The sequence below is a fragment of the Delftia sp. NA_296.1 genome (genome assembly GCF_052692095.1).
This window is the reverse complement of the sequence record NZ_JBQZGF010000002.1, coordinates 82,521-108,657: the sequence shown is the minus strand read 5'-3', so window position 1 is coordinate 108,657 and position 26,137 is coordinate 82,521. Positions and strand designations below refer to the sequence as shown.

Annotated in this window: 23 protein-coding genes; 17 read left to right on the top strand and 6 right to left on the bottom strand. The window is 67.7% G+C overall.

The window, feature by feature from the left end:
* Positions 1-7 precede the first annotated feature (7 nt).
* Positions 8-1,834: an ABCB family ABC transporter ATP-binding protein/permease gene (locus ACUTR7_RS04975; RefSeq protein ID WP_445608276.1), complete on the top strand. Its 1,827-nt coding sequence runs from the start codon at positions 8-10 to the stop codon at positions 1,832-1,834.
* 52 nt (positions 1,835-1,886) lie between these two features.
* Here the strand turns inward: ACUTR7_RS04975 and ACUTR7_RS04970 are convergent, their stop codons facing one another.
* On the bottom strand, positions 1,887-3,779 hold the full coding sequence (locus tag ACUTR7_RS04970; protein ID WP_445608509.1) for an alpha/beta hydrolase family protein: 1,893 nt from the start codon (positions 3,777-3,779) through the stop codon (positions 1,887-1,889).
* 230 nt (positions 3,780-4,009) lie between these two features.
* Here ACUTR7_RS04970 and ACUTR7_RS04965 point away from each other — a divergent pair, with 230 nt between their 5' ends.
* The 7 genes from ACUTR7_RS04965 (at position 4,010) to ACUTR7_RS04935 (ending at position 11,315) form a co-directional block, all read left to right on the top strand.
* The gene (locus ACUTR7_RS04965) at positions 4,010-4,768 is read left to right on the top strand and encodes a GntR family transcriptional regulator (protein ID WP_012203281.1); all 759 of its coding nucleotides are present in this window, start codon (positions 4,010-4,012) and stop codon (positions 4,766-4,768) included.
* Between the two features lie 115 nt (positions 4,769-4,883).
* On the top strand, positions 4,884-5,975 hold the full coding sequence (locus ACUTR7_RS04960; RefSeq protein ID WP_445608275.1) for a Rieske 2Fe-2S domain-containing protein: 1,092 nt from the start codon (positions 4,884-4,886) through the stop codon (positions 5,973-5,975).
* Between the two features lie 98 nt (positions 5,976-6,073).
* Complete coding sequence (locus tag ACUTR7_RS04955) at positions 6,074-6,547, top strand: MarR family winged helix-turn-helix transcriptional regulator (RefSeq protein ID WP_445608274.1); 474 nt, start codon at positions 6,074-6,076, stop codon at positions 6,545-6,547.
* Between the two features lie 258 nt (positions 6,548-6,805).
* Complete coding sequence (locus ACUTR7_RS04950; protein WP_445608273.1) at positions 6,806-8,158, top strand: MFS transporter; 1,353 nt, start codon at positions 6,806-6,808, stop codon at positions 8,156-8,158.
* Positions 8,159-8,188: 30 nt separating this feature from the next.
* Complete coding sequence (locus ACUTR7_RS04945; protein ID WP_445608272.1) at positions 8,189-9,265, top strand: Rieske 2Fe-2S domain-containing protein; 1,077 nt, start codon at positions 8,189-8,191, stop codon at positions 9,263-9,265.
* A 33-nt stretch (positions 9,266-9,298) separates the two neighbouring features.
* The gene (locus tag ACUTR7_RS04940) at positions 9,299-10,261 is read left to right on the top strand and encodes a PDR/VanB family oxidoreductase (RefSeq protein ID WP_216293898.1); all 963 of its coding nucleotides are present in this window, start codon (positions 9,299-9,301) and stop codon (positions 10,259-10,261) included.
* A gap of 106 nt (positions 10,262-10,367) precedes the next feature.
* Entirely contained in the window at positions 10,368-11,315 is a 948-nt protein-coding gene (locus tag ACUTR7_RS04935) for a 2-hydroxyacid dehydrogenase (protein ID WP_216293899.1), read from the top strand.
* Positions 11,316-11,331: 16 nt separating this feature from the next.
* Here the strand turns inward: ACUTR7_RS04935 and ACUTR7_RS04930 are convergent, their stop codons facing one another.
* Positions 11,332-11,763 (bottom strand): hypothetical protein, encoded by a 432-nt coding sequence (locus tag ACUTR7_RS04930; protein WP_445608271.1) that lies wholly within the window; start codon positions 11,761-11,763, stop codon positions 11,332-11,334.
* 116 nt (positions 11,764-11,879) lie between these two features.
* Here ACUTR7_RS04930 and ACUTR7_RS04925 point away from each other — a divergent pair, with 116 nt between their 5' ends.
* Complete coding sequence (locus ACUTR7_RS04925; protein WP_065348000.1) at positions 11,880-12,536, top strand: TetR/AcrR family transcriptional regulator; 657 nt, start codon at positions 11,880-11,882, stop codon at positions 12,534-12,536.
* 156 nt (positions 12,537-12,692) lie between these two features.
* On the opposite strand, the gene ACUTR7_RS04920 is transcribed toward ACUTR7_RS04925, so the two are convergent.
* From ACUTR7_RS04920 to ACUTR7_RS04910, 3 genes are read right to left on the bottom strand one after another with little or no spacing between them, the layout of a single operon-like run.
* Positions 12,693-13,736, bottom strand: coding sequence for a DctP family TRAP transporter solute-binding subunit (locus ACUTR7_RS04920; protein WP_097203683.1), 1,044 nt, complete (start codon positions 13,734-13,736; stop codon positions 12,693-12,695).
* Between the two features lie 32 nt (positions 13,737-13,768).
* Complete coding sequence (locus tag ACUTR7_RS04915) at positions 13,769-15,067, bottom strand: TRAP transporter large permease (RefSeq protein WP_043819923.1); 1,299 nt, start codon at positions 15,065-15,067, stop codon at positions 13,769-13,771.
* A complete protein-coding gene (locus ACUTR7_RS04910) occupies positions 15,064-15,609 on the bottom strand; it encodes a TRAP transporter small permease (protein ID WP_013804178.1) in 546 nt (181 codons plus the stop codon). The genes ACUTR7_RS04915 and ACUTR7_RS04910 overlap by 4 nt, the downstream gene beginning before the upstream one ends.
* A 206-nt stretch (positions 15,610-15,815) precedes the next feature.
* Between ACUTR7_RS04910 and ACUTR7_RS04905 the strand changes: the two genes are divergently transcribed.
* From ACUTR7_RS04905 to ACUTR7_RS04870, 8 genes are all read left to right on the top strand, one after another.
* Entirely contained in the window at positions 15,816-16,751 is a 936-nt protein-coding gene (locus tag ACUTR7_RS04905) for a LysR substrate-binding domain-containing protein (RefSeq protein WP_170962088.1), read from the top strand.
* Positions 16,752-17,194: 443 nt separating this feature from the next.
* Complete coding sequence (locus tag ACUTR7_RS04900) at positions 17,195-18,094, top strand: transporter substrate-binding domain-containing protein (RefSeq protein WP_063327262.1); 900 nt, start codon at positions 17,195-17,197, stop codon at positions 18,092-18,094.
* Positions 18,095-18,206: 112 nt separating this feature from the next.
* Entirely contained in the window at positions 18,207-18,959 is a 753-nt protein-coding gene (locus tag ACUTR7_RS04895; protein WP_013804176.1) for an amino acid ABC transporter permease, read from the top strand.
* 1 nt (position 18,960) lies between these two features.
* Entirely contained in the window at positions 18,961-19,632 is a 672-nt protein-coding gene (locus ACUTR7_RS04890; RefSeq protein ID WP_012203296.1) for an amino acid ABC transporter permease, read from the top strand.
* A gap of 150 nt (positions 19,633-19,782) precedes the next feature.
* Entirely contained in the window at positions 19,783-20,520 is a 738-nt protein-coding gene (locus tag ACUTR7_RS04885; RefSeq protein WP_012203297.1) for an amino acid ABC transporter ATP-binding protein, read from the top strand.
* A gap of 189 nt (positions 20,521-20,709) precedes the next feature.
* Positions 20,710-21,321, top strand: a complete 612-nt coding sequence (locus ACUTR7_RS04880) for an RNA polymerase sigma factor (RefSeq protein WP_228676818.1) — start codon at positions 20,710-20,712, stop codon at positions 21,319-21,321.
* Positions 21,318-22,364: a FecR family protein gene (locus tag ACUTR7_RS04875; RefSeq protein ID WP_445608270.1), complete on the top strand. Its 1,047-nt coding sequence runs from the start codon at positions 21,318-21,320 to the stop codon at positions 22,362-22,364. Before ACUTR7_RS04880 ends, ACUTR7_RS04875 begins: the two co-directional genes overlap by 4 nt.
* Before the next feature lie 360 nt (positions 22,365-22,724).
* The gene (locus tag ACUTR7_RS04870) at positions 22,725-25,133 is read left to right on the top strand and encodes a TonB-dependent siderophore receptor (RefSeq protein WP_034398155.1); all 2,409 of its coding nucleotides are present in this window, start codon (positions 22,725-22,727) and stop codon (positions 25,131-25,133) included.
* On the opposite strand, the gene ACUTR7_RS04865 is transcribed toward ACUTR7_RS04870, so the two are convergent.
* A complete protein-coding gene (locus tag ACUTR7_RS04865; RefSeq protein WP_230357208.1) occupies positions 25,126-26,073 on the bottom strand; it encodes a MurR/RpiR family transcriptional regulator in 948 nt (315 codons plus the stop codon). The two genes, ACUTR7_RS04870 and ACUTR7_RS04865, sit on opposite strands and share 8 nt — an antisense overlap.
* Positions 26,074-26,137: the final 64 nt, after the last annotated feature.

Genomic DNA, 26,137 nt, shown 5'->3' with positions numbered 1-26,137 from the left:
GTCTTTCATGCGACGCGAGAGCGCTTCCCCTACGGATTTACCCTTAGTCCCAACCCCGGCACCGTCGCGGGACTGGAACGCGCTGCGGCGCCTGCTGCCCTACCTGTGGCAATACAAGTGGCGCGTGCTGGCGGCGCTGGGCTTCATGATCGGGGCCAAGCTCGCCAACGTGGGCGTGCCGGTGCTGCTCAAGCACCTGGTCGATGCGCTGGATCTGAAGGCCGGCGACGCCCGGGCCGTGCTCGTCGTGCCCGTGGCCCTGCTGCTGGCCTACGGGCTGCTGCGCTTTTCCAGCTCGCTGTTCACCGAGCTGCGCGACCTGGTCTTTGCCAAGGCCACGCAGGGCGCCTCGCGGGCGATTGCGCTGTCCACCTTCGAACACCTGCATGCGCTGAGCCTGCGCTTTCACCTGGAGCGCCAGACCGGCGGCATGACGCGCGACATCGAGCGCGGCGTGCGCAGCACCGAGTCGCTGATCTCGTATTCGCTCTACAGCATCCTGCCCACCTTCATCGAGATGGCGCTGGTGCTGGGCATCCTGGCGCTGCGCTTCGACATCTGGTTCGCGGTCATCACGCTGGCGGCGCTGGTGTTCTACATCACGTTCACGGTCACGGTGACCGAGTGGCGCACGCGCTTTCGGCGCGAGGCCAATGCCCAGGAGTCGGCGGCGCACACCAAGGCCATCGACTCGCTGCTGAACTACGAGACCGTCAAGTACTTCGGCAACGAGGGCTTCGAGGCGCGGCGCTATGACGAGAACCTGGAGGCGCTGCGCCGCGTGCGCCTCAAGAGCCAGACCACTCTGAGCATGCTCAACTGCGGGCAGCAGCTGATCATCGCCACGGCCCTGGTCGCCATCCTCTGGCGCGCCACGCAGGGTGTGGTGGACGGGCGGCTGTCGCTGGGCGACCTGGTCATGGTCAATGCCTTCATGATCCAGCTCTACATCCCGCTGGGCTTTCTGGGCGTGATCTACCGCGAGATCAAGCAGAGCCTGACCGACCTGGAGCGCATGTTCACCCTCATGGACAAGGAGCGCGAGGTGGCCGACGCGCCCGGCGCCCGGCCCCTGCCGGCCGACGGCGCACCGCCCGAGCTGCGCTTCGAGCATGTGGACTTTGCCTATGACCCCGAGCGGCCCATCCTCAAGGATGTGAGCTTCATCATTCCCGCCGGCAAGACCGTGGCCGTGGTCGGCCCTTCGGGCTCGGGCAAGAGCACGCTGGCGCGGCTGATCTTCCGCTTCTACGACGTGCAGTCCGGCCATGTGCGCATTGCCGGGCGCGACCTGCGCGAGCTGACCCAGGACAGCGTGCGCGGCGCCGTGGGCATCGTGCCGCAGGACACGGTGCTCTTCAACGACACGGTGGAATACAACATCGCCTACGGCCGCCCCGGCGCCAGCCGCGACCAGGTGGTGGCGGCCGCGCGCGCCGCGCGCATCCACGACTTCATCGAGGCCACGCCCCAGGGCTATGCCACGCGCGTGGGCGAGCGCGGCCTCAAGCTGTCGGGCGGCGAAAAGCAGCGCGTGGCGATTGCGCGCACCCTGCTCAAGGACCCGCCCATCCTGATCTTTGACGAGGCGACTTCGGCGCTGGACTCGGCCAACGAGCGCGCCATCCAGGCCGAGCTGCAAAGCGCCGCGCGCAACAAGACGGCGCTGGTGATTGCCCACCGCCTGTCCACCGTGGTCGATGCGCACGAGATCCTGGTCATGGATGCCGGGCGCATCGTCGAGCGCGGCACCCACGCCCAGCTGGTCGCGGCGGGCGGGCGCTATGCGGACATGTGGGCGCTGCAGCAAAGCGGGGAGCCCGCCGTGCTGTAGCGCGGTGCGACCGGGCGGCCGGGCGACCGGGTGGCCGGGCGCCTGGACGGCTTCAGGGCTTGAGGTGCGTGACCAGGAACTGCTCCATGGCTTCGTAGAACTCGAACTTGTTCTCGTCGTTGTGAAAGCCGTGGCCCTCGTTGTCCTTGACCATGTACTGCACCTCGACGCCGCGCTCGCGCAGCGCCTTCACCACTTGGTCGCTCTCGTCCTTGTTCACGCGCGGATCGCGCGCGCCCTGGGCGATGAACAGCGGGGCCTTGATGCGGTCCACATGCAGGGCCGGCGAGGTGGCGGCCAGGCGCTCCCTGTCGCGCTCGGGGTCGCCCACCATGGCGTGCATCTGGTCCAGCAGCGGCTTCCAGTAGGGCGGAATGGTCTTCATGAAGGTGAACAGGTTGGACACGCCCACATAGTCCACGGCCGCCGCATACAGGTCGGGCGTGAAGGCCACGCCGGCCAGCGTGGCATAGCCGCCATAGCTGCCGCCGTAGATGCCGATGCGCGCAGGGTCGGCAATGCCTTGGTCGATCAGCCAGTGCACGCCATCGGTGATGTCGTCCTGCATCTTCAGGCCCCATTGGCCGAATCCCGCTTCCCAGAACGCGCGGCCATACCCCGTGGAGCCCCGGAAGTTCACCTGCAGCACGCAGAACCCCCGGTTGGCGAGGAACTGCACCTCGGGGTTGTAGCCCCAGCCGTCGCGGGCCCAGGGGCCGCCGTGCGGGTTGATGATGCAGGCCAGGTTCCTGGGCTCGCGGCCGGCCGGCAGGGTCAGGTAGCCGTGGATGGTCAGGCCGTCTCGGCTGGTGTAGCTGACGGGCTGCACGCGCGACATGGCGGACTCGGGAATGGCCGGGTTGATGTCGGCCAGCTTGGTCAGCGCATCGGCGGCCGCGTCGTAGATGTAGCGCGCGCCCGGCGTGCGGTCGTTGAAGGCGGCAACGATGAACTTGTCCTCGGCGCGGTTGGCGCCCTGGATGGCGAAGTCGTAGCCCGGCAGCTGCGCAGCCAGCCGGCCGTACAGGGCTTCGGTCTCGGCATCGAAGAAGCGGTACTGCGGCTTGTCGGTCTGGTAGGCGGCCAGGGTCAGCACGCGGCGCTTGCGCGAATAGGCCGCCGCGCCCAGATCGACTTCTTCGGGCACGAAGATTTCCTCTTCCTCGTCGGGCCGGGCCGGGTCGATGACCACCAGGGCCAGCTTGTCGCGGCCCCGGTTGGACAGGGCGTAGAGCTTTTGGTCGTCGAAGGTGAAGAAGGCCGGGCTGACGCTGGTGCGGTAGTCGGTGGTGATCAGGGTCTGGAACTCGCCGGCCTCGTCGTCGCGGTAAAGCAGGGCGCTGTTCAGGCCGTCACTGGCCACGGCGGCCCGCACGCGGCCCGCATGGTCGGTCTGCCAGCCGACGATGTTGCCGGGGTTCTGCGCCACCAGTTGCGCCGCGCCCGTGTGCACGTTCACGCGGTACACGTCGAAGACCTCGGCATCGCGCTGGTTGTGGCTGATCAGCACATGGTCGGGGTCGTCTTCCAGGTCGTCCTCGATGCTGGCGCGCACGCCGTCCCAGGGCGTCAGGTCGGTGGCTTCGCCGCTGCGCGCGTTGACCGCCAGCACGTGGAAGTTCTCGTCGCCGCCGAAGTCCTTCTGGTAGAGCACCACATCCGAGCCCTTCCAGAAGAAGTTGCTGATGTCGCGCTCGGTCTCGGCCGTGATGCGGCGCGGCTCGCCCACAGGGGTGCTGCCCGCCAGCGCCTGCACATGGATGTTCATGCGCGCCGGATGGCCGTCCACGCTGACGGGCTGCATGAAGCCCAGCATGCTTCCGTCATCGGCCAGGCGGAAGAAGCCGCGCTCCGGATTGCGGAAGAAGTCCTTGATCGGATAGGCCTGCGGAGCCTGCGCATCGGCGCTGGCATCCCGTGCCAGGTTGAGGATGTGGGCGGCCATGGCGGGGTGTCGGGAAAACGTCGGCAAGGGTGACCTCCTGGGTTGCAGCGGCAGGGGAAAAAGGGAGCCGGCCATGATGCCATGGCGATGTATACAAACAGGCGGGTCACTGTCTTTGCTGGGATTGGTTGTATACATTTGATTGGTGTTTTCCCGTGTTTTTGCGGAAAAATGCACCATGAATCGCCTTGGATGTATACATTCACGCCATTCCATCCAGACAAAGCCCCATGAGCCCCCAGCTTGCCCCCGCCGCCTCCGAAGCGGAAAGCCACTCCCAGGTCATCAAGGCCCAGCTGCAACTGCGCGAGATGATTCTTGCGGGCGAACTGCCCGCAGGCGAGCGCATCGCCGAGCTGACCGTGGTGCAGCGCCTGGGCATCTCGCGCACGCCGGTGCGCGCCGCGCTGATGCGGCTGGAGCAGGAAGGCCTGCTCGAAGCCATGGCCGGCGGGCGCGGCTACCGCGTGCGGCTGTTCTCCGAAGCCGATGTGGCCGATGCCATCGAGCTGCGCGGCACGCTGGAAGGCCTGGCCGCGCGCTGGGCGGCCGAGCGCGGCGTGGCAGAGCCGCTGCTGGCGCAGGCCGGCCGCTGCCTGGACGCCATCGACCGTGTGCTGGAGACGGCCGACTGGGGCGATGAGGCCTTCTCGCGCTATGTGGCGCTGAACTCCGAATTTCACGACCTGCTGCACTCCATGGCCGGCAGCAGCGTCATGCAGCGCGAGCTGGAGCGCGTGGTGCGCATGCCCTTCGCCTCGCCCTCGGGCTTTGTGCTGGCGCGGGCCGAATCGCCGCGTGCGCGCCACAGCCTGATGGTGGCCCAGGATCAGCACCGCCAGGTGCTGGACGCCATTGCCGCGCGCGAGGGCGCCCGGGCCGAGGCGCTGATGAAGGAGCACTCGCGCATTGCGCGCCGCAACCTGCGCGAGGCCGTGAGCGAGCCCGGCAGCCATGCGGTTCCCGGCGTGCAGTTGATCCGAGCCTGATTCGAGTCTGATCTGCGCTTGATCTGCGCTTGATACGTGCCGGCGGCCTCGGCCGCCCGTGCCCCAGCCACCGCAGCGCCAAGGACTGCGGACCCACCCATAAAGGAGACCCCCCATGAGCACATTCCCCAAGAACACCTGGTACGTGGCCGCCACGTCCGACGAGATCCAGGACAAGCCGCTGGGCCGTCGCATCTGCGGCGAGCGCATTGCGTTCTACCGCGCGCAGCACGGCGTTGCCGCCGTGGAGGATTTCTGCCCGCACCGCGGCGCGCCCCTGTCGCTGGGCTTTGTCTGCGAGGGCAAGCTGGTCTGCGGCTACCACGGGCTGGAGATGGGCTGCGACGGCAAGACCATTGCCATGCCGGGCCAGCGCGTGCGCGGCTTCCCCGAGATCCGCAGCTATCCCGTCGAGGAGCGCCACGGCTTCATCTGGGTCTGGCCTGGCGACAAGGCGCTGGCCGATGCCGCCCTGATTCCGAAGCTGCCCTGGCACGACAACCCCGAATGGGCCTACGGCGGCGGCATGTTCCACATCCAGGCCGACTACCGGCTGATGATCGACAACCTCATGGACCTGACGCACGAGACCTATGTGCACGCCAGCTCCATCGGCCAGGCCGAGATCGACGAGACGCCCTGCAAGACCGAGACGCGCGGCGAGGGCGCCGATGTCGAGGTCGTCACCAGCCGCTTCATGAACGACATCCCCGCCCCCCCGTTCTGGAAGATGGCGCTGCGCAGCAACGGCCTGGCCGACGAGGTGCCCGTGGACCGCTGGCAGGTCTGCCGCTTCACCCCGCCCAGCCATGTGCTGATCGAGGTCGGCGTGGCCCATGCAGGCCACGGCGGCTACGACGCGCCCGACGAACACAAGGTCTACAGCATGGTGGTGGACTTCATCACGCCGGAGACCGAGGAGTCCATGTGGTACTTCTGGGGCATGGCGCGCCGCTTCAATCCGGGCGATGCCGAAGTCACCGACCGCATCCGCGAGGGCCAGCACAAGATCTTCAGCGAAGACCTGCAGATGCTGGAGCTGCAGCAGCGCAACCTCAGTGCCCACCCCGACCGCAAGCTGCTCAAGCTCAACATTGATGCGGGCGGCGTGCAGTCGCGCAAGGTCATCGACAAATGGATTGCGCAGGAGCAGCAGGCGGCGGCGGTGGCCGCAGCAGCGGCCCAGCCTGCCGCCACCGTGGCCTGAGGCTGCCGGCATGGCCAGGCCAGCAGGCGCGGGCGGTGCCGGGGATGGGGTAACCTCGGCGGGCTTCAACCCCAGGGCCGCAAGGCCTGCCGCCACCGATGGTCCACTCCGCCTCCGATCCGCTTTCCATCGACCTCTACGACCAGCCGGGCCACCTGATCCGGCGCGCGCAGCAGATCGCGGCGCAGCTGTTCCGCGACGTGCTGGGGCCGGACGTGACGCCGGTGCAGTACGCCATCCTGCGCATGCTGCAGGAAAAGCCGGGCATCGACCAGGTGACGCTGGCGCGGCTGGTGGCGCTGGACAACTCCACCACGGCCGACATCGCGGCGCGCCTGGAGGCCAAGGGCTGGGTGCTGCGCGAGATCCTGCCCCGGCGCCAGCGGCGCCTGACACTCACGGCCGAGGGCGAGACCATGCTGGCCGGCTTCGTGCCCAATGTCCACGAACTGCACGAGCGCATGCTGGCCGCGCTCGAACCCCAAGAGCAGGCCGAGTTCAAGCGCCTGCTGCGCAAGTTCGTGCAGCTGCACGACGTGCGCGAATCCACGGAAACATCGTCCCCCGACTGAGGGCGGCCTGGCCGCCAGCGCGCATGGCGAGCCGATCCTGATCGGGGAAACCCGGTATTTGACGTACATCATCATTCAGTAAACTGAATCACATTCAGCATACGTAATGAACTGCTGAAAACGGCTGAAAACACAAGAAAGCTCGGTCAGAGCTTCCACCCCAAGGAGACCCACGATGACTGCCTGCCTGCTTGCCCCTCGCCTGCAGCGGCCCCGCGCCGCCGCATCTTCCATCCCCTTTTCGCAGGGGGTGCGGCCATGAGCGCCGATCTGCGCGCCAGCGTGGACCAGCGGCCCATGACACGCTTCCAGTGGTCGGTCATAGCCCTGTGCATGGTGCTCAACATGATCGACGGCTTCGACGTGCTGGTCATGGCCTTCACGGCCTCGGCCGTGTCGGCGCACTGGCAGCTCAGCGGCGCCCAGCTGGGCTTTCTGCTCAGCGCGGGCCTGTTCGGCATGGCGGGCGGATCGCTGCTGATCGCGCCCTGGGCCGACCGGCTGGGCCGCCGACCGCTGATCCTGGCCTGCCTGGCCCTCTCGGGCGTGGGCATGCTGGGCTCGGCCTTCAGCCACAGCGCCATCCAGCTTGCGGCGCTGCGCGTGCTCACGGGCCTGGGCGTGGGCGGCATCCTGGCCTGCAGCAACGTGATCGCCAGCGAATACGCCTCGCAGCGCTGGCGCAGCCTGGCCGTCACCCTGCAGTCCACGGGCTATGCGTTGGGCGCCAGCATTGGCGGCTCCATCGCGGTGTGGCTGCTGGGGCGCCATGACTGGCGCGCGGTCTTCCTCTTCGGCGGCTGCGTGACGCTGGGCGTGCTGGTCCTGGCCTGGTGGCGACTGCCCGAATCCATGGACTTCCTGCTGGCGCGGCGCCCGGCCGGCGCGCTGCAGCGGCTCAACGCCCTGGTCAGCCGGCTGGGCCTGCCCGCATTGGCTGCGCTGCCGCCTGCCGCGCCCTCGGCGGCGGGGTCGGCGCGGCGTGGCCCGCTGCAGCTGTTCGCGCCGGGCCTGCGCCGGCCCACGCTGCTGGTCTGGCTGTCGTTCTTCGCGGTGATGTTCGGCTTTTACTTCGTCATGAGCTGGACGCCCAAGCTGCTGGCCGCCTCGGGTCTCACGCCCGAGCAGGGCGTGACGGGCGGCGTGCTGCTGAGCCTGGGCGGCATCCTGGGCGCCACCTTGCTGGGCCTGCTGGCGGCGCGCTATCCCGTGCACCGCGCACTGGCCGGCTTCATGCTGGCCACGGCCGTGCTGCTGTGCTTCATCGTGAGCAATCCGGGCTCGCTGCTGCTGTCGTATGCGCTGGCCTTCCTGATCGGCGTCTTCGTCAACGGCTGCGTGGCGGGGCTCTATGCCATCGCGCCCATGGTCTATGGCGGCGAGGTGCGTGTGACCGGCGTGGGCTGGGGCATAGGCATAGGGCGCATCGGCGCCATCGTCTCGCCCATGGTCGCGGGCTCGCTGCTCGACGCCTCCTGGTCGGCCAGCCAGCTGTACGTGGGTTATGGCGCGGCCTTCGTGTTCGCGGCCTGCATCGTGTCGCTGCACCGGCTGCAAGGGCCCGAAGCCGGCAGGTCCGCAGCCGCGGGCCGCGCGCTGTCGGCGCATTGAGCGCGACTTGCAGACAAGAAGGAGAACCCCATGACCGAATGCACCACCATTGCACCTGCCTCCACGCCCGCCTTCCCGCTGGACCAGTGGTATGTCGCCGGCTTTGCCTGGGAGCTGCAGGACGCGCCACTGGCCCGCACCCTGCTGGACCGGCCCGTCGTGCTGTTTCGCACGCCCGATGGCAGCGTCGCCGCGCTGGAAGACCGCTGCTGCCACCGCGAGCTGCCGCTGTCCTGCGGCACGGTGGAGGCGCGCGGCCTGCGCTGCGGCTACCACGGCCTGCTGTTCGACCGCGCCGGGCAGTGCCTGGAGATTCCGGGGCAGCAGCGCATACCGCCCAAGGCCTGCGTCAAGTCCTTCGACCTGCGCGAGCGTGACCAGATCCTCTGGATCTGGATGGGCGCCACGCCCGATTCCGTGCCCGCGCAGGAGCCGCCCGCCTATCCCGTGCACGGCGATGCGCGCTACCGCTTCGGCGGCGATGTCTACCACTACGACGCGCCCTACCAGCTCATCCACGACAACCTGCTGGACCTCAGCCACCTGGGCTATGTGCACCTCAAGACCATCGGCGGCAATGCCGGCGTCCACATGAATGCCGAGCTCAAGGTGCGCCAGGAGGGCGACAGCGTCACCGTGCTGCGCTGGATGCCCGACTCCGACCCGCCGCCCACCTATGCGGCGGCCTGGCCGTTCGCGGGCCGCATCGACCGCTGGCAGGAGGTGGAGTTCCACCCCTCGCATGTGCGCATCTGGACCGGTGCCATGGACGCAGGCAGCGGGCAGTTGGACGATCCGCAGCGCGAAGGCTTTCACATGCGGGGATTTCACGGCGTGACGCCGGAGACCGAGCATTCGGCCCACTACTTCTGGACCATTGCCACCAACCCGCATCCCGACATGCAGGACACCATGCGCCTGGTGATCGACCAGACGGCCGCCACCTTCGAGGAGGACAAGGTCGTCATCGAGGCCCAGTTCCGCAACCAGCAGCGCTTTGGCGCGCGCCCCGTCATCGACATCCACGTGGACGCCGGCCCCAACCGCGCGCGCCGCGTCATCCACCGGCTGCGCGAGGCCAGCGCCCAGGCGCGGGCGGCGGCCTGATTTTTCCGAACCCCTCCATTCCCACGTTTCCCCATGCAAGCCAACCCCATCCTCCAGGTGCGCGTCGCGCGCAAATGCGCCGAGGCGCAGGACATCTGCAGCCTTGAACTCGTGCCGCTGGACGGCGAAAGCCTGCCCGCCTTCACGGCCGGCTCGCACATCGACCTGCACCTGCCCGGCGGCCTGGTGCGCCAGTACTCGCTGTGCAACGACCCGCAGGACACGGGCCGCTACGTGGTCGGCGTGCTGCGCGAAGCCGCCTCGCGCGGCGGCTCGGCCGCCGTGCACGAACAGGTGCAGGAAGGCCAGCAGATCGCCATCGGCGCGCCGCGCAACCACTTCGCGCTGCATGCAGACGGCCCTGCGCGGCATCTGCTGCTGGCCGGCGGCATAGGCATCACGCCCGTGCTGGCCATGGCGCGCCAGCTGGCGCGCGAGGGTGCCGACTTTGAACTGCACTACTGCGCGCGTTCGCGCGAGCGCATGGCCTTCACGGCCCTGCTGCAGTCCATGCCCTGGGCCGACCGCGTGCACCTGCATGTGGATGGCGAGGGCGCGCTCGACATGGCGCAGCTGCTCGGCGCCCCGCAGGCGGGCCTGCACCTGTATGTCTGCGGCCCGCGCGGCTTCATGGACGCGGCGCTGGGCCATGCCCGCGCGTCGGGCTGGGGCGAGGACAGCCTGCACTACGAGTTCTTCGCGGGCGAGGCCGTGCAGCGCGAGGGCGATGCCGGGTTCGAGATCGAGATCGCCAGCACCGGCCAGGTGGTGCGCGTGGCGCCGGAGCAGACCGTCGTCCAGGCGCTGGCCGGCATCGGCGTGGAGGTGCAGACCTCGTGCGAGCAGGGCGTGTGCGGCACCTGCCTCACGCGTGTGCTCTCGGGCGAGCCCGAGCACCGCGACATGTACCTGACCGAGGACGAGCAGGCCGCCTGCGACCAGTTCCTGCCCTGCTGCTCGCGCGCGAAATCCGCCCGGCTGGTGCTGGACCTGTAGGGCGGCACTGCGCAGGGCCCCTGGCGGGTGGACAATGGGTTTTCCCTTGCCCACAGCCCGTTGAAGCCGCTGATTTCCCCGCGGCAGCGGGCGCCGCTCTTTCGCCATGCAACCTGCCCTGCTTGTCCTGAACTTCAACGCCGAAGGCCATCTGCGCCAGATGGCCCAGGCCTTTCCCTCCTTCGACCTGCTCTACACGCCCGACGCCAGCCAATGCGAGGCGGCTCTCACCGAGCACGGCGCACGCATCCAGGCCGTGCTGACCATCGGCTCCATCGGCCTGTCGGCCGCGCAGATGCAGCGCATGCCTGCGCTGCGGCTGGTCTGCGCACTGGGCGCGGGCTACGAGAACATCGATGTCGCCCATGCGCAGGCCCATGGCATTGCCGTGGGCAATGGCGCGGGCACCAATGACGACTGCGTGGCCGACCACGCCATGGGCCTGCTGATCGCCTCCGTGCGCGGTCTGGTGCGCCTGGACCGCGCCACGCGCGACGGCGTCTGGCGCACCGCCATGCCGCTGCCGCCCAATGTCTCGCACAAGCGCCTGGGCATCCTCGGCATGGGCGCCATCGGCGCCAAGATCGCCCAGCGCGCGCTGGGCTTCGAGATGGAGATCGGCTACCACAACCGCAGCCAGCGCAGCGAGCTGCCCCACCGCTACTTCGGCGACCTGCTGTCCCTGGCGCAATGGGCCGATGTGCTGCTGGTCGCCACGCCGGGCGGCCCGGGCACGCGCCACCTCATCAACACGCAGGTGCTGGATGCGCTGGGCCCGCAGGGCCATCTGGTCAATATCGCGCGCGGCAGCGTGGTCGATACCGCCGCCCTGGCCTCCGCCGTGCGCGAAGGCCGCCTCGCCGGCGCGGGCCTGGATGTCTACGAAAGCGAACCCGCGCCCCCGGCCGAACTGCTGGACCTGGACGCCGTGGTGCTCACCCCCCATGTGGGCGGCTGGTCGCCCGAAGCCGTGCAGGCCTCGGTGGACCGCTTCATCGCCAACATGCGCTGCCACCTGGAAGGCCGCCCGCTGGTCTCGCCCGTCACGGCCTGAGGCTGGATTCAGCCCTTTACCTCCCAAGGGCTGCTGCCAGGTGCAGCAGTCCCATGACCAGGCAGATAGCTGAGGACACGTGCCAGAAGCGGTCGCTGTTGTCCGGAAAACGTGGTTTCAGCCACGGAAAGGCCACGGCCCGCGCCACCAGCACCAGGCCGGCCCCGGCCAGCACCGGGCGCATGAAGGGCAGGGGTCCCAGCAGGCCCGCGCCTGCCAGCGCATACCCCGCCAGCAGCGACAGAACCACGCCGATGGCCGCCGACACCAGTGGCGGATACCAGTGCCCGGCCTCGGCCATGCGCGCCATGCGCTCGCCGGCCCCCATGAGCCGCAGCCCACGTCCCCCCCATACGATGCAGGCGAAGTGGGCCAGCGCGGCCGCCGTGTCGAACAGGGCGGCGACCAGGGCCAGCAGTTGCACGCCCTTCACGGCAGGGCTTCCCACGCGCCGGTGTGCTGATGCTTCTTCATGGTGTATTCCTTGGGATTTGCTGCAATGGCCGGCCACTGTAGTGCTTAAACTCCGGGCAGAAAACTCGCCTTGTGCTCAGGTTTTGCCGCATGCCCTCCCATACCTCCGCTACCACTGAATCCCAGAGAAGAAGACAGCCCGTACAGGCCCGTGCGCAGCGCACGCTGCAGGCCATTGTTCAGGCAGCAGCTCAGATTCTGGTCAAGGAGGGCGAAGCCGCGCTCACCACCAACCGCATTGCCGAGCGCGCAGGCGTCTCCATCGGCACGCTCTACCAGTACTTCCCCGACAAGCAGGCTGTCTTCCGTGCCATGGTCGATGGCCAGCGCCGTGCGGCCGTCGCGGCCATCGAGGCCTGGCTGGAGCAGGCGTCGGAGCAGGGCCTGCCGCGCGAGGCCGTGGCGCGCGGCGTGGTCGCCTGCATCGTCGAGGGCTTTGCGGGCCGTACGCCCGCGCGGCGCAAGCTGGCGCGCTTTGCCTGGCGCCAGGATGGTGACGAGCGCATTGCCCTGTCCATGCGCGAGACCGCCGAGCGCATGGCCGCCCACCTGCAGCGCTGGGGTGGCCCCTCGCTGTCCTATGCGCGCCTTTACGTGGCCACGCGGGCCGTGCTGGGCACGGTGCGCTTCGCCTCGCTGGAGGCTTCGCCGCTGATTGCCTCGGGCGCACTGGAGGAGCTGCTGTGCGAGATGGGGACAGACATGTTGCTGGGTGGCGTGCAGGGCGCCGGCGCTGCTGCCTCATAGAGGCTGTTCCATTCGCCGAGGCCATCATGGGGCATGGCGTTCGTTGATGGCGTGCCGGAGGCCCGGGCCGTTCCTGCGCAGGAGGATGGCGAAAAAAAGGCCCCGCAGAGCGGGGCCTTTTGCTTCTACCGGAGTGTGCGATCAACCGATAGCATTCTAACGAGTTCGCGCGGCAATGGCTTTCTCCGCCACATCCACCAGGTCGGCGCCGACCTGCTGCTTCCACTTGTCGTAGACGGGGCGCGTGGCCTTGACGAAGGCTTCGCGCTCGGCCGGCGTGAGCTGGGTCACGGTCACGCCGTTGGCGGCCAGGTCCTTGAGCAGCGGCTTGTCGGCCTCGATCATGCCCTTGCGCGCGATCACGATCTGCTCCTTGGCGGCGTCCACGGCGGCCTGGCGCACGATGTCCTGGTCTTCCTTGGTCCAGGTGGCCCAGATGTCCTTGTTGACCACGAAGATCAGCGGATCGTTGATGTAGCCCCACAGCGTCAGATGCTTCTGGCCCACGGACTGCAGCTTGGCGGCCATGTAGACCGAGACGGGGTTTTCCTGGCCGTCCACGGCGCCGCTGGCCATGGCGGGCTGGGCATCGGCCCAGCTCATCTGCGTGGGGTTGGCGCCCAGCGCGGTGAAGGTGTCCAGGAACAGCGGCGAGCCCACGACGCGGATCTTCAGGCCCTTGAGGTCGGCAGGGGTCTTGATGGCGTGCTTGGAGTTGCTGATCTCGCGGTAGCCGTTCTCGCCCCAGGCCAGCGGCACCACGCCGGCCTTTTCCAGGCGCTGGAACAGGCGCTTGCCGGGCTCGCCATGCGTGAGCGCGTCGGCGGCGGCGTAGTCGGGCATGAGGAAGGGCAGGGCGAACAGGTTCAGCTCCTTGATCTGGGGCGACCAGTTCAGCGTGGAGCCCACGGCCATGTCGATCACGCCCTGGCGCAGCGCGCTGAATTCGCGCGTCTGGTCGCCCTGGATCAGGGACACGCCCGGGTAGAGCTTGATGTTGATGCGGCCGTTGGTGCGCTCGCGCACCTTGTTGGCCCAGATCTCGCCGCCCTTGCCCCAGGGAAAGGCCGTGCCCAGCACCAGCGACATGCGGTACTCGCTCTTGTACTTGGCCGGAGTCTGCGCCACTGCGGGAGCGGACGAAAGGGCCAGGGCCGCAGCCGCGGCCAGGCCGCTGGCGAGGAAAGTGCGAAGTTTCATTGCGAAGGTCTCCTTGTTGAATTTTTGGGAAATCAGTAGCCCAGGCGTGCTGGGAGCCAGAGAGCCAGCTGCGGGAAGGCGATCACGGCGATCATCACCAGGAACATGGCCAGCAGCATGGGGCCGACCCAGCGCACGGTGGACTCCATGCGCACGCCCGCGATGCGGCAGGACACCATCAGGTTCACGGCCAGCGGCGGCGTGAACTGGCCCAGCGCCACCTTGAGCGTGAGGATGACGCCGAACCACACCGGGTCCCAGTTGTAGTGCTGCATGATCGGCAGCAGCAGCGGCACGAAGATCAGGAAGATGGAGATGCCGTCCAGGAACATGCCCACGGTGATCAGCAGCAGGATCAGCAGAGCCATCACGCCGTACTCGCCCAGGCCCGAGTCCACGATGGCCTTGGCCACCGGATCGATCACGCCCAGCGTGGACAGCGAGAACGCGAAGATGCCGGCCAGCGACACCACCAGCAGGATCACGGCCGACAGCTCGCCGGCCTCGCGCAGGATGGGGTAGAGGTCGCGCAGCGTGATGGTGCGGTGGATCACCATGCCCACGAACAGGCCGTAGAACACGGCCACCACGGCGGCCTCGGTGGGGGTGAACCAGCCGGCGCGCATGCCGCCCAGGATCAGCACCGGAGCGGCCAGGCCCCAGGAGGCCTCGCGCAGGCTGCGCCAGAACGGCGGGCGCGGCATGGACGACTCCAGCGCACCCATCTTGTGCTTGCGCGACATCCACACGGCGGGAATGATCAGCGCCACGCCGGCCAGGATGCCGGGGATCATGCCGGCCGCAAACAGCGCCGGCACCGAGGCGCCGGGCACCAGCACCGAGTAGATGATGAAGGCCACGGACGGCGGGATCAGGATGTCGGTGGCCGCAGCCGCGCCCACCACGCTGGCCGAGAAGCTGCCGGGATAGCCGGCGCGGCTCATGGCCGCGATCATCACGCCGCCCACGGCGGCGGCATTGGCCGGACCCGAGCCCGAGATGCCGCCCAGGAACATGGCCACGGCAATCGCCACCAGGGGCAGCATGCCGGGGCCGCGGCCCACGATGGCCACGGCGAAGTTCACCAGGCGCAGCGCCACGCCAGAGCGGTCGAAGATCGAGCCCACGAGCACGAACATCGGAATCGCCAGCAGCGGGTACTTGCCCAGGCCCGCATAGAAGTTCTGCGGCACGGCCAGCAGGCCGAACCACTGCGTGTCGGGGCTGGCCAGCGCGATGGCGGCGGCGCCCGCCAGGCCCAGGGCCGCGCCGATCGGCACGCCCAGGAACATCAGGCCCAGGAAGGCGATGAAGAGCAGGGTTGCGATCATTGCGCCTTCTCCCCGGTGCTGTCATCGAAGGCGCCAGGGCGGCCCTGGCGCTGGAACAGCTGCAGCGCGCGCACCGTGATCAGGGCCGAGCAAATCGGCAGCCACATCGAATACCACCACTGCGGCACGCCGATGCCGGGCGAGGTTTCCTCGAATCGGTAGTCGTCCCAGACCACGCGCACGCTCAGTGCGGCGATCACGGCGAACAGCAGGGCCACCATCAGCGTGCCGAAGCGCGCCAGGCGCTTCCTGCGCAGGGCGCTGCCGCCTTCGGCGAAGTACTCGATGCGGATATGGGCGTTGCGCGCCACGGCCGCCGAGCCCGCGACCATGGCCAGCAGGATCATCAGGAAGACCGAGATTTCCTCGGTCCAGGCGAAGGAGGAGGAGGTGAAGTAGCGCACCAGCACATTGGCGAAGGTGATCAGGGCCAGCAGGGCCATGATCACCACGGTGAGCCAGTCCTCGATGCGCAGCGAACGCGGCTCGTCCGGCTGCGAAGGCGTCTCAGCGGCGCCGTTTTCGGTGGGAGGGGATGACATGGACGCGGGGAGTCAGAAAATTACACATGGCGGGGCAGATGCAGTCACTGAGCTTCCTCGGCGTCGTGTGCCGGGGGCCGTGAGGAAAAAATGTCACATTGGGTAAATGCGGCGCAGCGCCATTATGTGCGCATCCATGCGGTGTGCCAGAGGGACCATCCCTGCCCTGTCAGGCACCCGTCACGGCCCGGCGGATAATGGCGGGCATGGAAACCAAATGGCTAGAAGATTTCGTCAGCCTGGCTGAAACACGCAGTTTCAGCCGCTCCGCCCAACTGCGGCACGTGACGCAACCTGCGTTCTCGCGCCGCATCCAGGCACTGGAGGCCTGGGCCGGCACCGACCTTGTGGACCGCAGCTCCTACCCGACCCGGCTCACGCCGGCCGGCAAGACCATGTATGACCAGGCGCTGGAGATGCTGCAGTCGCTGCAGAGCACGCGCACCATGCTGCGTGCCCACGTCAGCGCGGGCAAGGGCATGGTGGGGTTTGCCGTGCCGCACACGCTGGCCTTCACTTTCTTCCCGAACTGGGTCTCCAGCGTGCAGGCCAAGTTCGGGCCGTTCCGCAGCCGGCTGTTCGCGCTCAATGTGCATGACGCCGTGATGCGCCTGGTCGAAGGCGGCTGCGACCTGCTGATCGCCTACTTCCATCCGTCCCAGCCTTTCCAGCTTGACCCGGCGCGCTACGAGATGGTCAGCCTGGGCCATGAGGTGCTCGCCCCCTACGCCAAGCCCGACGCCGATGGCCTGCCGCTGCACCAGCTGCCGGGCCGCCAGGGCCAGCCGCTGCCTTATCTGGGCTATGCGCCCGGCGCCTACCTGGGCCGGGTGACGGAGCTCATCCTCAAGGAAGCGGCCGAGGCCGTGCACCTGGAACGCGTCTACGAGACCGACATGGCCGAAGGCCTCAAGGCGATGGCGCTGGAAGGCCATGGCGTCGCGTTTTTGCCGTTCAGCGCCGTGCGCAACGAGCTGGAGGCCGGGCGCCTGGTCAGCGCCGCGCCTGCGGGCGACAACGGTTTTCGCATGGACATGGAAGTGCGCGCCTACCGTGAAAAACCCGCCAGCAAGGACGCGCCCCAGGGCGTGGCCGGCGCGCTGTGGAACTTCCTGCTGGAGCAGGGCGAGACCATCGGCTGACACGCCAAACGGCACGCATCAGGAAAAAAGGGGCTCTCGCAGCCCCTTTTTGCTGCACGTTGGTGCATGCGGGTGCCCGGCAAGAGCCCGACTTGGTGCACGGGTTATGCCTAGGGTAAACACCTATTATGCATAGCATGCATAAGGGCTTTTGCAAACGGCATTGGCTGTGCCACCGGCCCTGGCATTAGAGTGCGCGCACAGCAACCACGCCGTGTGCAGGACCGCCGGTGCGCTGGATCGGGCAAAAAACGCGTGCCATGGCACGGCAGTTGCTTACCTGAATCCGGCTGACGTGCTGGAAAGCCCTAGCACGTGTCGGTGCTCCAGCACCGTGCGTGATTGCACAATATGTGTCACATCGTTGATAGTTCGAGCAAGCCCACAAGGCGACTCGACCGTTCTCATCAAGACCGTTTTCGTTCTCATCTCAGGAGACCCGTATGAAGAAGCATTTGTTGGCCATCGCCGTGACCGCCCTGGCTGCAGGCAGCGCTTTCGCGCAGGCTGGTGACACCCTGGCCAAGATCAAGTCCTCCGGCGCCGTGACGCTGGGCGTGCGTGAATCCTCCGGCCTGGGCTACACGCTGGGCAATGGCAAGTACGTGGGCTTCCACACCGAGATGGGCGAGCGCGTGCTGGCCGACATCCAGAAGGAACTGGGCCTGGCCAAGCTGGACATCAAGTACCAGCCCGTCACCTCGCAAAACCGCATCCCCCTGGTGACCAATGGCACCGTGGACATCGAGTGCGGCTCCACCACCAACAGCCAGGCCCGCCAAAAGGATGTGGCCTTCGCCGTGACCACCTACGTGGAAGAAGTGCGCATCGCCGTCAAGGGCAACTCCGGCATCACCGGCATCAAGGACCTGAACGGCAAGACCATCGTCACGACGACGGGCACCACCTCGGTGCAGACCCTGCGCAAGAACAAGCGCGCCGACGGCCTGACCTTCAAGGAAGTCATGGGCAAGGACCACGCCGACAGCTTCCTGATGCTGGAAACCGGCCGTGCCGATGCCTTCATCATGGACGGCTCCATCCTGGCCGCCAACATCTCCAAGTCCAAGGCACCTGCCGAGTACAAGATCGTCGGCGAAACCCTGTCGGTCGAGCCCATCGCCTGCATGCTGCGCAAGGACGACCCCGCCTTCAAGAAGGCCGTGGACGACTCCATCAAGCGCCAGATCGCCGACGGCTCGCTGGCCAAGCTCTATGACAAGTGGTTCATGCAGCCGATTCCCCCGGCCAACGTGAAGGTCGGCCTGCCACTGTCCGACGCCACCAAGGACGCATGGGCCCACCCCAACGACAAGCCCATGGAGTCGTACGAAGTCAAGTAAGCACCAGCTGAATGCCGCCCCTTCTGCCATGCGGTTGGAAGGGGCGTTTTTTGTTGCGTCGCCGGTTTTTCTGCCGGCACGCATTTCGTGTTTTGAATGAAGGGGTGCTCCTATGAGTTGGGATTGGCAGGTGTTCTGCCAGGACACCATTACCCAAGAGGTCGGTCAAAGCTGCTTCGGCAAGAACGGCGATATCACCTACCTCGACTGGATGCTGTCGGCCTGGGGCTGGACCATTTCCGTGTCGCTGCTGTCGCTGTTGATCGCACTGGTCGTCGGATCGCTGATCGGCACGCTGCGCACTTTGGAGGGCCGGCCGTGGATCGTGCGGCTGGGCAATGCCTGGGTGGAGCTGTTTCGCAATATTCCGCTGCTGGTCCACATCTTCATGTGGTACCACGTGGTTCCGTCCTTTGTTCCTGCGCTGAAGTCGCTGCCGGGCTTCGTGCTCGTGGTGCTGGCGCTGGGTTTCTTCACCTCGGCGCGTATCGCCGAGCAGGTGCGTTCGGGCATCCAGGCGCTGCCGCGCGGCCAGCGCTATGCGGGCATGGCGATGGGTTTCACCACGTTCCAGTACTACCGCTACGTGCTGCTGCCCATGGCGTTCCGCATCATCATCCCGCCGCTGACCAGCGAGACCATGAACGTGTTCAAGAACTCGTCCGTGGCCTTCGCCGTGTCCGTGGCCGAGCTGACCATGTTCGCCATGCAGGCGCAGGAAGAGACTTCGCGCGGCATCGAGATCTATCTGGCCGTCACCGGCCTGTATGTGGTTTCCGCCTTTGCCATCAACCGCATCATGGCCTTCATCGAGAAGCGTTCGCGCGTCCCGGGCCTGATCGCTGCCAGCGGCGGAGGACACTGACATGAACCTGCAAATCGACTGGTCGTTCTTCACCTGGGACCTGTTCAGCAACTTCGTGCTGAAGGGCCTGTACTTCAGCCTGACGCTGACCGTCATCGCCACCATCGGCGGCGTGCTCTTCGGCACCGTGCTGGCGCTGATGCGCCTGTCCGGCAAGAAGTGGCTTGATGTGCCCGCCACGCTCTACGTCAACGGCATGCGCTCCGTGCCGCTGGTGATGGTGATCCTGTGGTTCTTCCTGCTGATGCCGCTGATCATCGGTCGGCCCATCGGCGCCGAGGTCTCGGCCATCATCACCTTCATCGCCTTCGAGGCGGCCTACTTCAGCGAGATCATGCGCGCGGGCATCCAGTCCATCCCGCGCGGACAGGTCTCCGCGGGCCAGGCCATGGGCATGACCTACGGCCAGAACATGCGCCTCGTGGTCCTGCCCCAGGCCTTCCGCAACATGCTGCCGGTGCTGCTCACGCAGACCATCATCCTGTTCCAGGACACCTCGCTGGTCTATGCCATCGGTGCCTACGACATGCTCAAGGGCTTCGAAGTGGCGGGCAAGAACTATGGCCGTCCCATCGAATCCTATCTGGCCGCTGGCGTGACCTACTTCGTGCTGTGCTACTCGCTCTCGTGGGCAGTCAAGCGCCTGCACAAAAAGATTGCCATCATTCGATGACACACCACCCCCTGAGTCGCTTCGCGCCTTCCCCCTTGAAGGGGGACGACGGCCTTGGCTGCGGGGCGGCCCTTGCTGGCCGTCCCGCCCCCATGACCGCGCCCCTTGTCGGCGCGGCGATGGACAACTGACACGAGTCGGAGTGAACCAATGATTGAACTCAAGAACGTTTCCAAGTGGTACGGCAGCTTCCAGGTGCTGACCGACTGCTCCACCAACATCCAGAAGGGTGAGGTCGTGGTGGTCTGCGGCCCTTCGGGCTCGGGCAAGTCCACGCTGATCAAGACCATCAACGCGCTGGAGCCCTTCCAGAAGGGCGAGATCTTCGTGGACGGCGTGGCTGTGCACGATCCCAAGACCAACCTGCCCCAGCTGCGCAGCCGCGTGGGCATGGTGTTCCAGCACTTCGAGCTGTTCCCGCACCTGTCGGTGACCGAGAACCTGACCATCGCCCAGATCAAGGTGCTGGGTCGCAGCCCGGACGATGCCAAGAAGCGTGGCCTCAAGATGCTGGACCGCGTGGGCCTGACGGCGCACAAGGACAAGTTCCCGGGCCAGCTGTCGGGTGGCCAGCAGCAGCGCGTGGCCATTGCGCGCGCGCTGTCCATGGACCCCATCGTGATGCTGTTCGACGAACCCACCTCTGCGCTGGACCCCGAAATGGTCGGTGAAGTGCTGGACGTGATGATTGGCCTGGCCAACGAAGGCATGACCATGATGTGCGTGACCCACGAAATGGGCTTCGCACGCAAGGTGGCCAGCCGCGTGATCTTCATGGACGTGGGCGGCAAGATCCTGGAGGACTGCTCCAAGGACGAATTCTTCGGCAACCCCGAAGCGCGCCAGCCGCGTACCAAGGAATTCCTCAACAAGATCCTGCAGCACTGAACCGGTGCGGCCCTTGCGGGCACGGCAATCAAGGGGCGCTTCGGCGCCCTTTTTTTGTGGCCAAGGCGAGCTGATGATGAGAATCGTTCTCGATACAATCGCCGGCTCAGCTGTTTGCATCGTGCTCCAGATTCCGCCCCCATTACCCCGCCGCCGGACAACTTCCACGTCCGCCGTGCCATGCCTGCCATGAAGCGCGACGACGCCCCGGGAGAGCCCGGTGGCCATTCCCGCAGTCTCTACACCCGCTGGCGCAAGCCGCTGCAGCGCATGCTGGCGCGGTACTTCAAGAGCCCGGCCGATATCGAGGATGCCTCCCAGGAGGTCTTCGTGCGCATGCTGTCGGCCGACAAGTGCCTGCCCGTGGACGAAGAGCGGCCCTATCTGCATCAGGTCGTGCGCAGCGTGGCGGCCTTCGCGCACCGCACGGCGCCGCAGCAGGCCGGTGTGCGGCTGGTGTCCGTGGAGGATTGCCGCGACGAGGTCGAGTCCCTGCCGGCCCGCGACAGAGCCGATCATGCGCTGGACGATGAGCGCCGCCAGCGCCTGGCCCGGCTGCGCGATGCCCTGAACGAGCTGCCCGAGCGCCAGCGCCAGGCCTTCGTGCTTCACCGCGTGCAGGAACTGACGCTGGAGCAGACGGCCGAGCGCATGGACATCACCGTGCGCATGGTCTCGCGCCACCTGAGCCGGGCACTGTCCTATTGCGAGATCCGCGTACGCTACGCCAGCGCCGAGCAAATGCGTGCCCTGCTGCGCGCAGACGAGCAGCGGCCGGGCGCCGCAGAGAACACACGATGAGCAACGAACTTCCCCCGGGCGTTTCGCCGCAGGAGCTGGTGGGGCTGCATGACAGGGCGGCCGATTGGTTCGTGCGCCGCCAGCAGCCGGACTGGACGGGCGCCGATGAGCGCGCGCTGGATGCGTGGCTGGGCGCCAACCCGCTGCACCGCAGCATCTTCGAAGGCATGTCGCGCCACTGGCATGGCGCGCCACAGCTCAGGGAACTGTTTCCCGATGAGTTTGGCGCAGCGGTGCCGCCCGCCGCGCCTGCCGTCTGCGCTGCACCAGCGGCCGCGCCGCCGGGCCAGCGCGTTCATGCCCGCTGGCCCGGCCGCCCTGCAGCAGCCCTGTCCGTGCTGGCGGTGGTCTCGCTGCTGGCCTGGGGTGGCTGGTACCGCTGGGATCACACGCCGGGCTATACGCTGCAGGCCCGCACGGCGCCCGGGCAGACGCAGAGCATCGAGCTGCCCGATGGCTCGCGCGTGGCCCTCAACGTGGACAGCGAACTTCAGGTGCGCTACTACCCGCGCCGCCGCGAGGTGGTGCTGGATCGGGGCGAGGCCTTCTTCGAGGTCACGCCCGGCCCGGACCGGCCCTTCACCGTGGACTCCGGCGCCAGCCGCGTCCGGGTGGTGGGCACCGCGTTCAATGTGCGCGCCGGGCCGCCGCGGCTGGTGGTGAAGGTGCTGGAGGGCAAGGTGCAGCTGCGGCCCGAGCGGGAGCGGGCCGGGGGCGATGTTCTGCTGCTGGCGGCAGGCGCGGGCGTGGCTGTGGACAGCGCCGGCCGGCACAGCTCCGTGGTGGCCGATGCGGACAGCGTGGGCGACTGGCGCACGGGCCAGGTGCGCTTCAGCGGCACGCCGCTGGCGGAGGTGGCGCAGGAGCTGTCGCGCTATCTGGGTGCACCCGTGGAGCTGGGCGACGAGTCGCTGGGCCGCCTGCGTGTCTCGGGCCTGCTGGCCACGGCCGCGCCCGAGCGCTTTGTGCGCGCGCTGCCTGCCTTGATTGCGGTACGCGTGCAGCCGCGCAGCGGCGGAGGGTGGCTGATCGTGCGGGGATGAATCGAAGGTTGAGAAACAATTTGTTTCAAACTGACGGCCAACCCCAGGTTCCAGCTTTGCACCGGTCTTGGCTTCTATAGGGGCAGGGGCGTGGATTTTCCAGGCCCGCACGGCTGCCAGCCAAGGACCACCGAGGGCGCTCGTCCCTCACGCCCCAGCCAACGGCCGCAACACCTGACGCGCATGCGCGGGTGGGCTGGAATGGCTTGTCCGACGCGGTTCCTGATCGCCCGCGACGGCTGCCTGCAGCCTGCCCGTCGCGTGCCCGTGCAACGGCACAGCAACGGAGTGGCAATGAGAGCGCAAGAAGCAGCAGGCAGGGAATTCGCAGGCAGGGGCACGCATGCCCGACACAGGAACATGAAGGAGCAGGGCGCCGGCCCGCAGGCCAGGCCGCGCCTGCTGGCGTGGCTGGTGGCTGGTGCCGTGGCCGGCATGGGGGCCGCGCCGTCCGCCCGTGCGCAACAGCTTCAGCAGCCGGCCGCCTCTTCACCGATGCCGTCATCCGGACAGCGCCTGGCCTTTGACCAGCCGGCGCAGCCGCTGATCAACGCGCTGCGCGCCTTTGGCCGCCAGACCCAGTTCCAGGTGCTGTACGACGAAGCCGTGCTGGGCGGCCGCCAGGCGCCGGCCCTCCAAGGCAGCTTCACGCCGCAGGAGGCCATGGACCGGCTGTTGGCTGGCACCGGTGTGACCGCGCACAGCACCGAGCAGGGCACGTTCACGCTGCGCAAGGCGCCTGCGCCGCAGCCTCAGCCGTCGGCGGGCACCACGCTGTCCACGGTCAACGTGACATCGCAGCGCATGGCCGCGCCGGGCAGCTACGTGGGCAGCGGCAGGAGCGCCAGCACCAAGCTGGACACGCCGCTGATCGAGACGCCGCGCTCCATCTCCATCGTCACCCAGGAGCAGCTGCAGAACCAGGCGCCCAAGAGCATCGAGCAGGCCCTGTCGTACACGGCCGGCGTGTCCACCGAAGTCACGGGCGCGGACCTGCGCATGACGGGCGCCATCATCCGGGGTTTCAGCGATGGCAGCTCCTACTACAAGGACGGCCTGCGGCAGTTTTCAGCCGGCACCTATGGTTCGTGGAACGACGAGATCGACGAGCTGGACAGCATCGAGGTCATCAAGGGCCCGGCCTCCGTGCTCTTTGGCCAAGGGCGGCCGGGCGGCGTGATCAACGTGGTCTCCAAGAAACCCGAGGCCGACCATGTGAACAGCGTGGGCCTGTCCTATGGCCGCTACCAGCGCGCCCAGGCCACGGCCGATCTGGGCGGCGCGCTGGATGCCTCGGGCGACCTGCTGTACCGGCTCAACCTCAAGGCGCGTGACAGCGACGGACGCACCGTGGGCTCGCGCGATGACCGCATCTCCATCGCGCCCTCGCTGCGCTGGAACCTCTCCGGCCGCACCCACCTGACCGTGCTGGGCAGCTATTCGCGCGAGCGCGGCACGCCCAAGTCCTGGTGGCCCAGCCTGTTCACCTACCCGCAGATCAAGGACCTGCCCGCGCACCTGACGGCCGGCGACCCGTCCTTCGACCGCTTCGACCGCGACACGCGATCGCTGGGCTACGAGTTCTCGCACCAGACCGACAGCGGCTGGCAGCTCACGCAGAATCTGCGCTACTCCACCATCGACATCGATTACCGCCACATCTACGCCATGGACGTGCTGGCCGACGGCCGAAGCGTCTCGCGCGCCAGCCTGGCCCAGCGCACCAAGGGCCGCACGCTGGCGCTGGACACCCGCCTGCAGAAGGACCTGCGCTGGGGCGGGCTGCAGCACCGGATGGCCTTCGGCATGGACCATGTGAAGTACAGGGAGCGCGGCGGCCTGGGCTTTGGCTGGGATGTGCCCGACCTGGACATGCTCGACCCCGCCTATGGCCAGTCCATCGCCTATCCAGAGCTGGAGGACAGCCGCACGGACCTGCGCCAGACCGGCATCTACACGCTCAACCAGTTCAAGTGGGACCGCTGGGTGGCCAATCTCAGCCTGCGCCATGACCAGGCGCGCACCACGCAGAACAGCAGCACCCAGCCGCGCATGAGCGACAGCGCCACCACCGGCAGCGCGGGCCTGCTCTACCTGTTCGACAGCGGCTGGGCGCCCTATGCGAGCTACGCGACCTCCTTCGATCCGGTCACGGGCCTGCAGTACGACGGCAATCCGTTCGAGCCCCGGCGCGGCAAGCAGTACGAGGCGGGCGTGAAGTACCAGCCTCCGGGAAGCACCTCGCTGATCACGGCCTCGGTCTTCGACCTGCGCCAGACCAACGTCACCACGCTGGACCCTGACCACCCGCGCTTCAGCATCCAGACGGGCGAGGTGCGCTCCACGGGGCTGGAGCTGGAAGGCCGCTTCGCGCTCACGCGCGAGCTGAACGCGCTGGCCAGCTACACCTACCTGGACCCGCGCACCACGCAGAGCAACCGGCCCGCCGAAATCGGCCGCCAGACCATACAGACCACACGCCACATGGCCAGCCTGTGGCTGGACTACCGACCGCGCGCGGTGCCGGGCCTGATGGTGGCCGGCGGCCTGCGCTACAAGGGTCGCTCTCCCTACAACGTGGCAGCGGACGGCACGCTGAACATCAACGACTCCGCCACACTGGCCGACCTGGCGCTGGCCTACGAGACGCCGCAGTACCGCATCGCGCTGAACATCAACAACCTGTTCAACCGCAAGTACTTCGCAGGCATCTTCCGCGGCGTGGATCGCGAGGCCACGCTGAGCTTCAAGTACTACTGGTCTATGTAGAAGACCTGCGCGCGGGTGGCTTGCGCGCGGCGCGAGCCGGCCCGCGCGGCTCGGGCGTCCTGATCAGCTGGTGGTTGAACTCCTTCCACAGCGCGTCGCGCCGGGCCAGGGCCTCGGACACATCCTTGTGGCGCAGCTGGGCCACGGCCGATACCAGGGCGTTGCACAGGTAGAAGGCCGCCGTGTAGGAGTGAAAGGGCGAGGCATTGGCCGTGCGTACCTGCAGCCAGTGGTGGGCCACGGTGGCCAGCGGCGCGGCGGGGCTGTCGGTGAGGGCCAGCACCTGGGCGCCGGCGTCGGCAAAGCGCTGCGCTATCTCGAAGGTGCCGCGCGAATATTGGCTGACGCTGAAGGCCAGCAGCGTGTCCGAGGGGCCGATCCACAGCAGCTGGTCGGCCGGCGCGATGGCTCCGGCATCCAGCTCCTGCACGCCGGGGCGGCACATGTTCAGGTGCAGGGCCAGCCAGGCGGATACCGGCGAGCTGTTGAGCTGGGCCAGCACGAACACGCGGCCCTCGCTTTGGGCCAGCTTGCGGGCCATGGCCTCGAAGGCCGCCATGTCCAGCCCCTCGCGCGTGGCCTGGATGTTGTGCTGGTCGTGCAGCAGCGCATCGTCCACGCACTCGCTCAGGCTGCGCTGCGCGCCCAGCAGCACGGGCGCGCGCTGGGCGGCCGTCTGCAGCAGCGCCGTCACCTCGCCGCGCGCCTCGCGCTGGGCCTCGGCATAGCTGGCATAGCCGAGCTTGGCGAACAGGCGCACCACGGTCGAGGCGCTGGTGCCCGTGTGCGCGGCCAGCGCCGTGGCTGACTCCAGCAGCGCATGCGGGTAGTTGCTGCCCAGGGTCTGGGCCAGCGTCAGTTCGCTGGCCGTCAGCTCCGCGCCCTGCTGCGCCAGGCGCTGCGGCAGCAGCAGTGTGGCTTTTTGCAATGGTGATTTCATATTTTTCTTGTATATGCAACGTGTGTTGCAAAATAGGGGGTCGCGTGCAACACTGCATGCACTC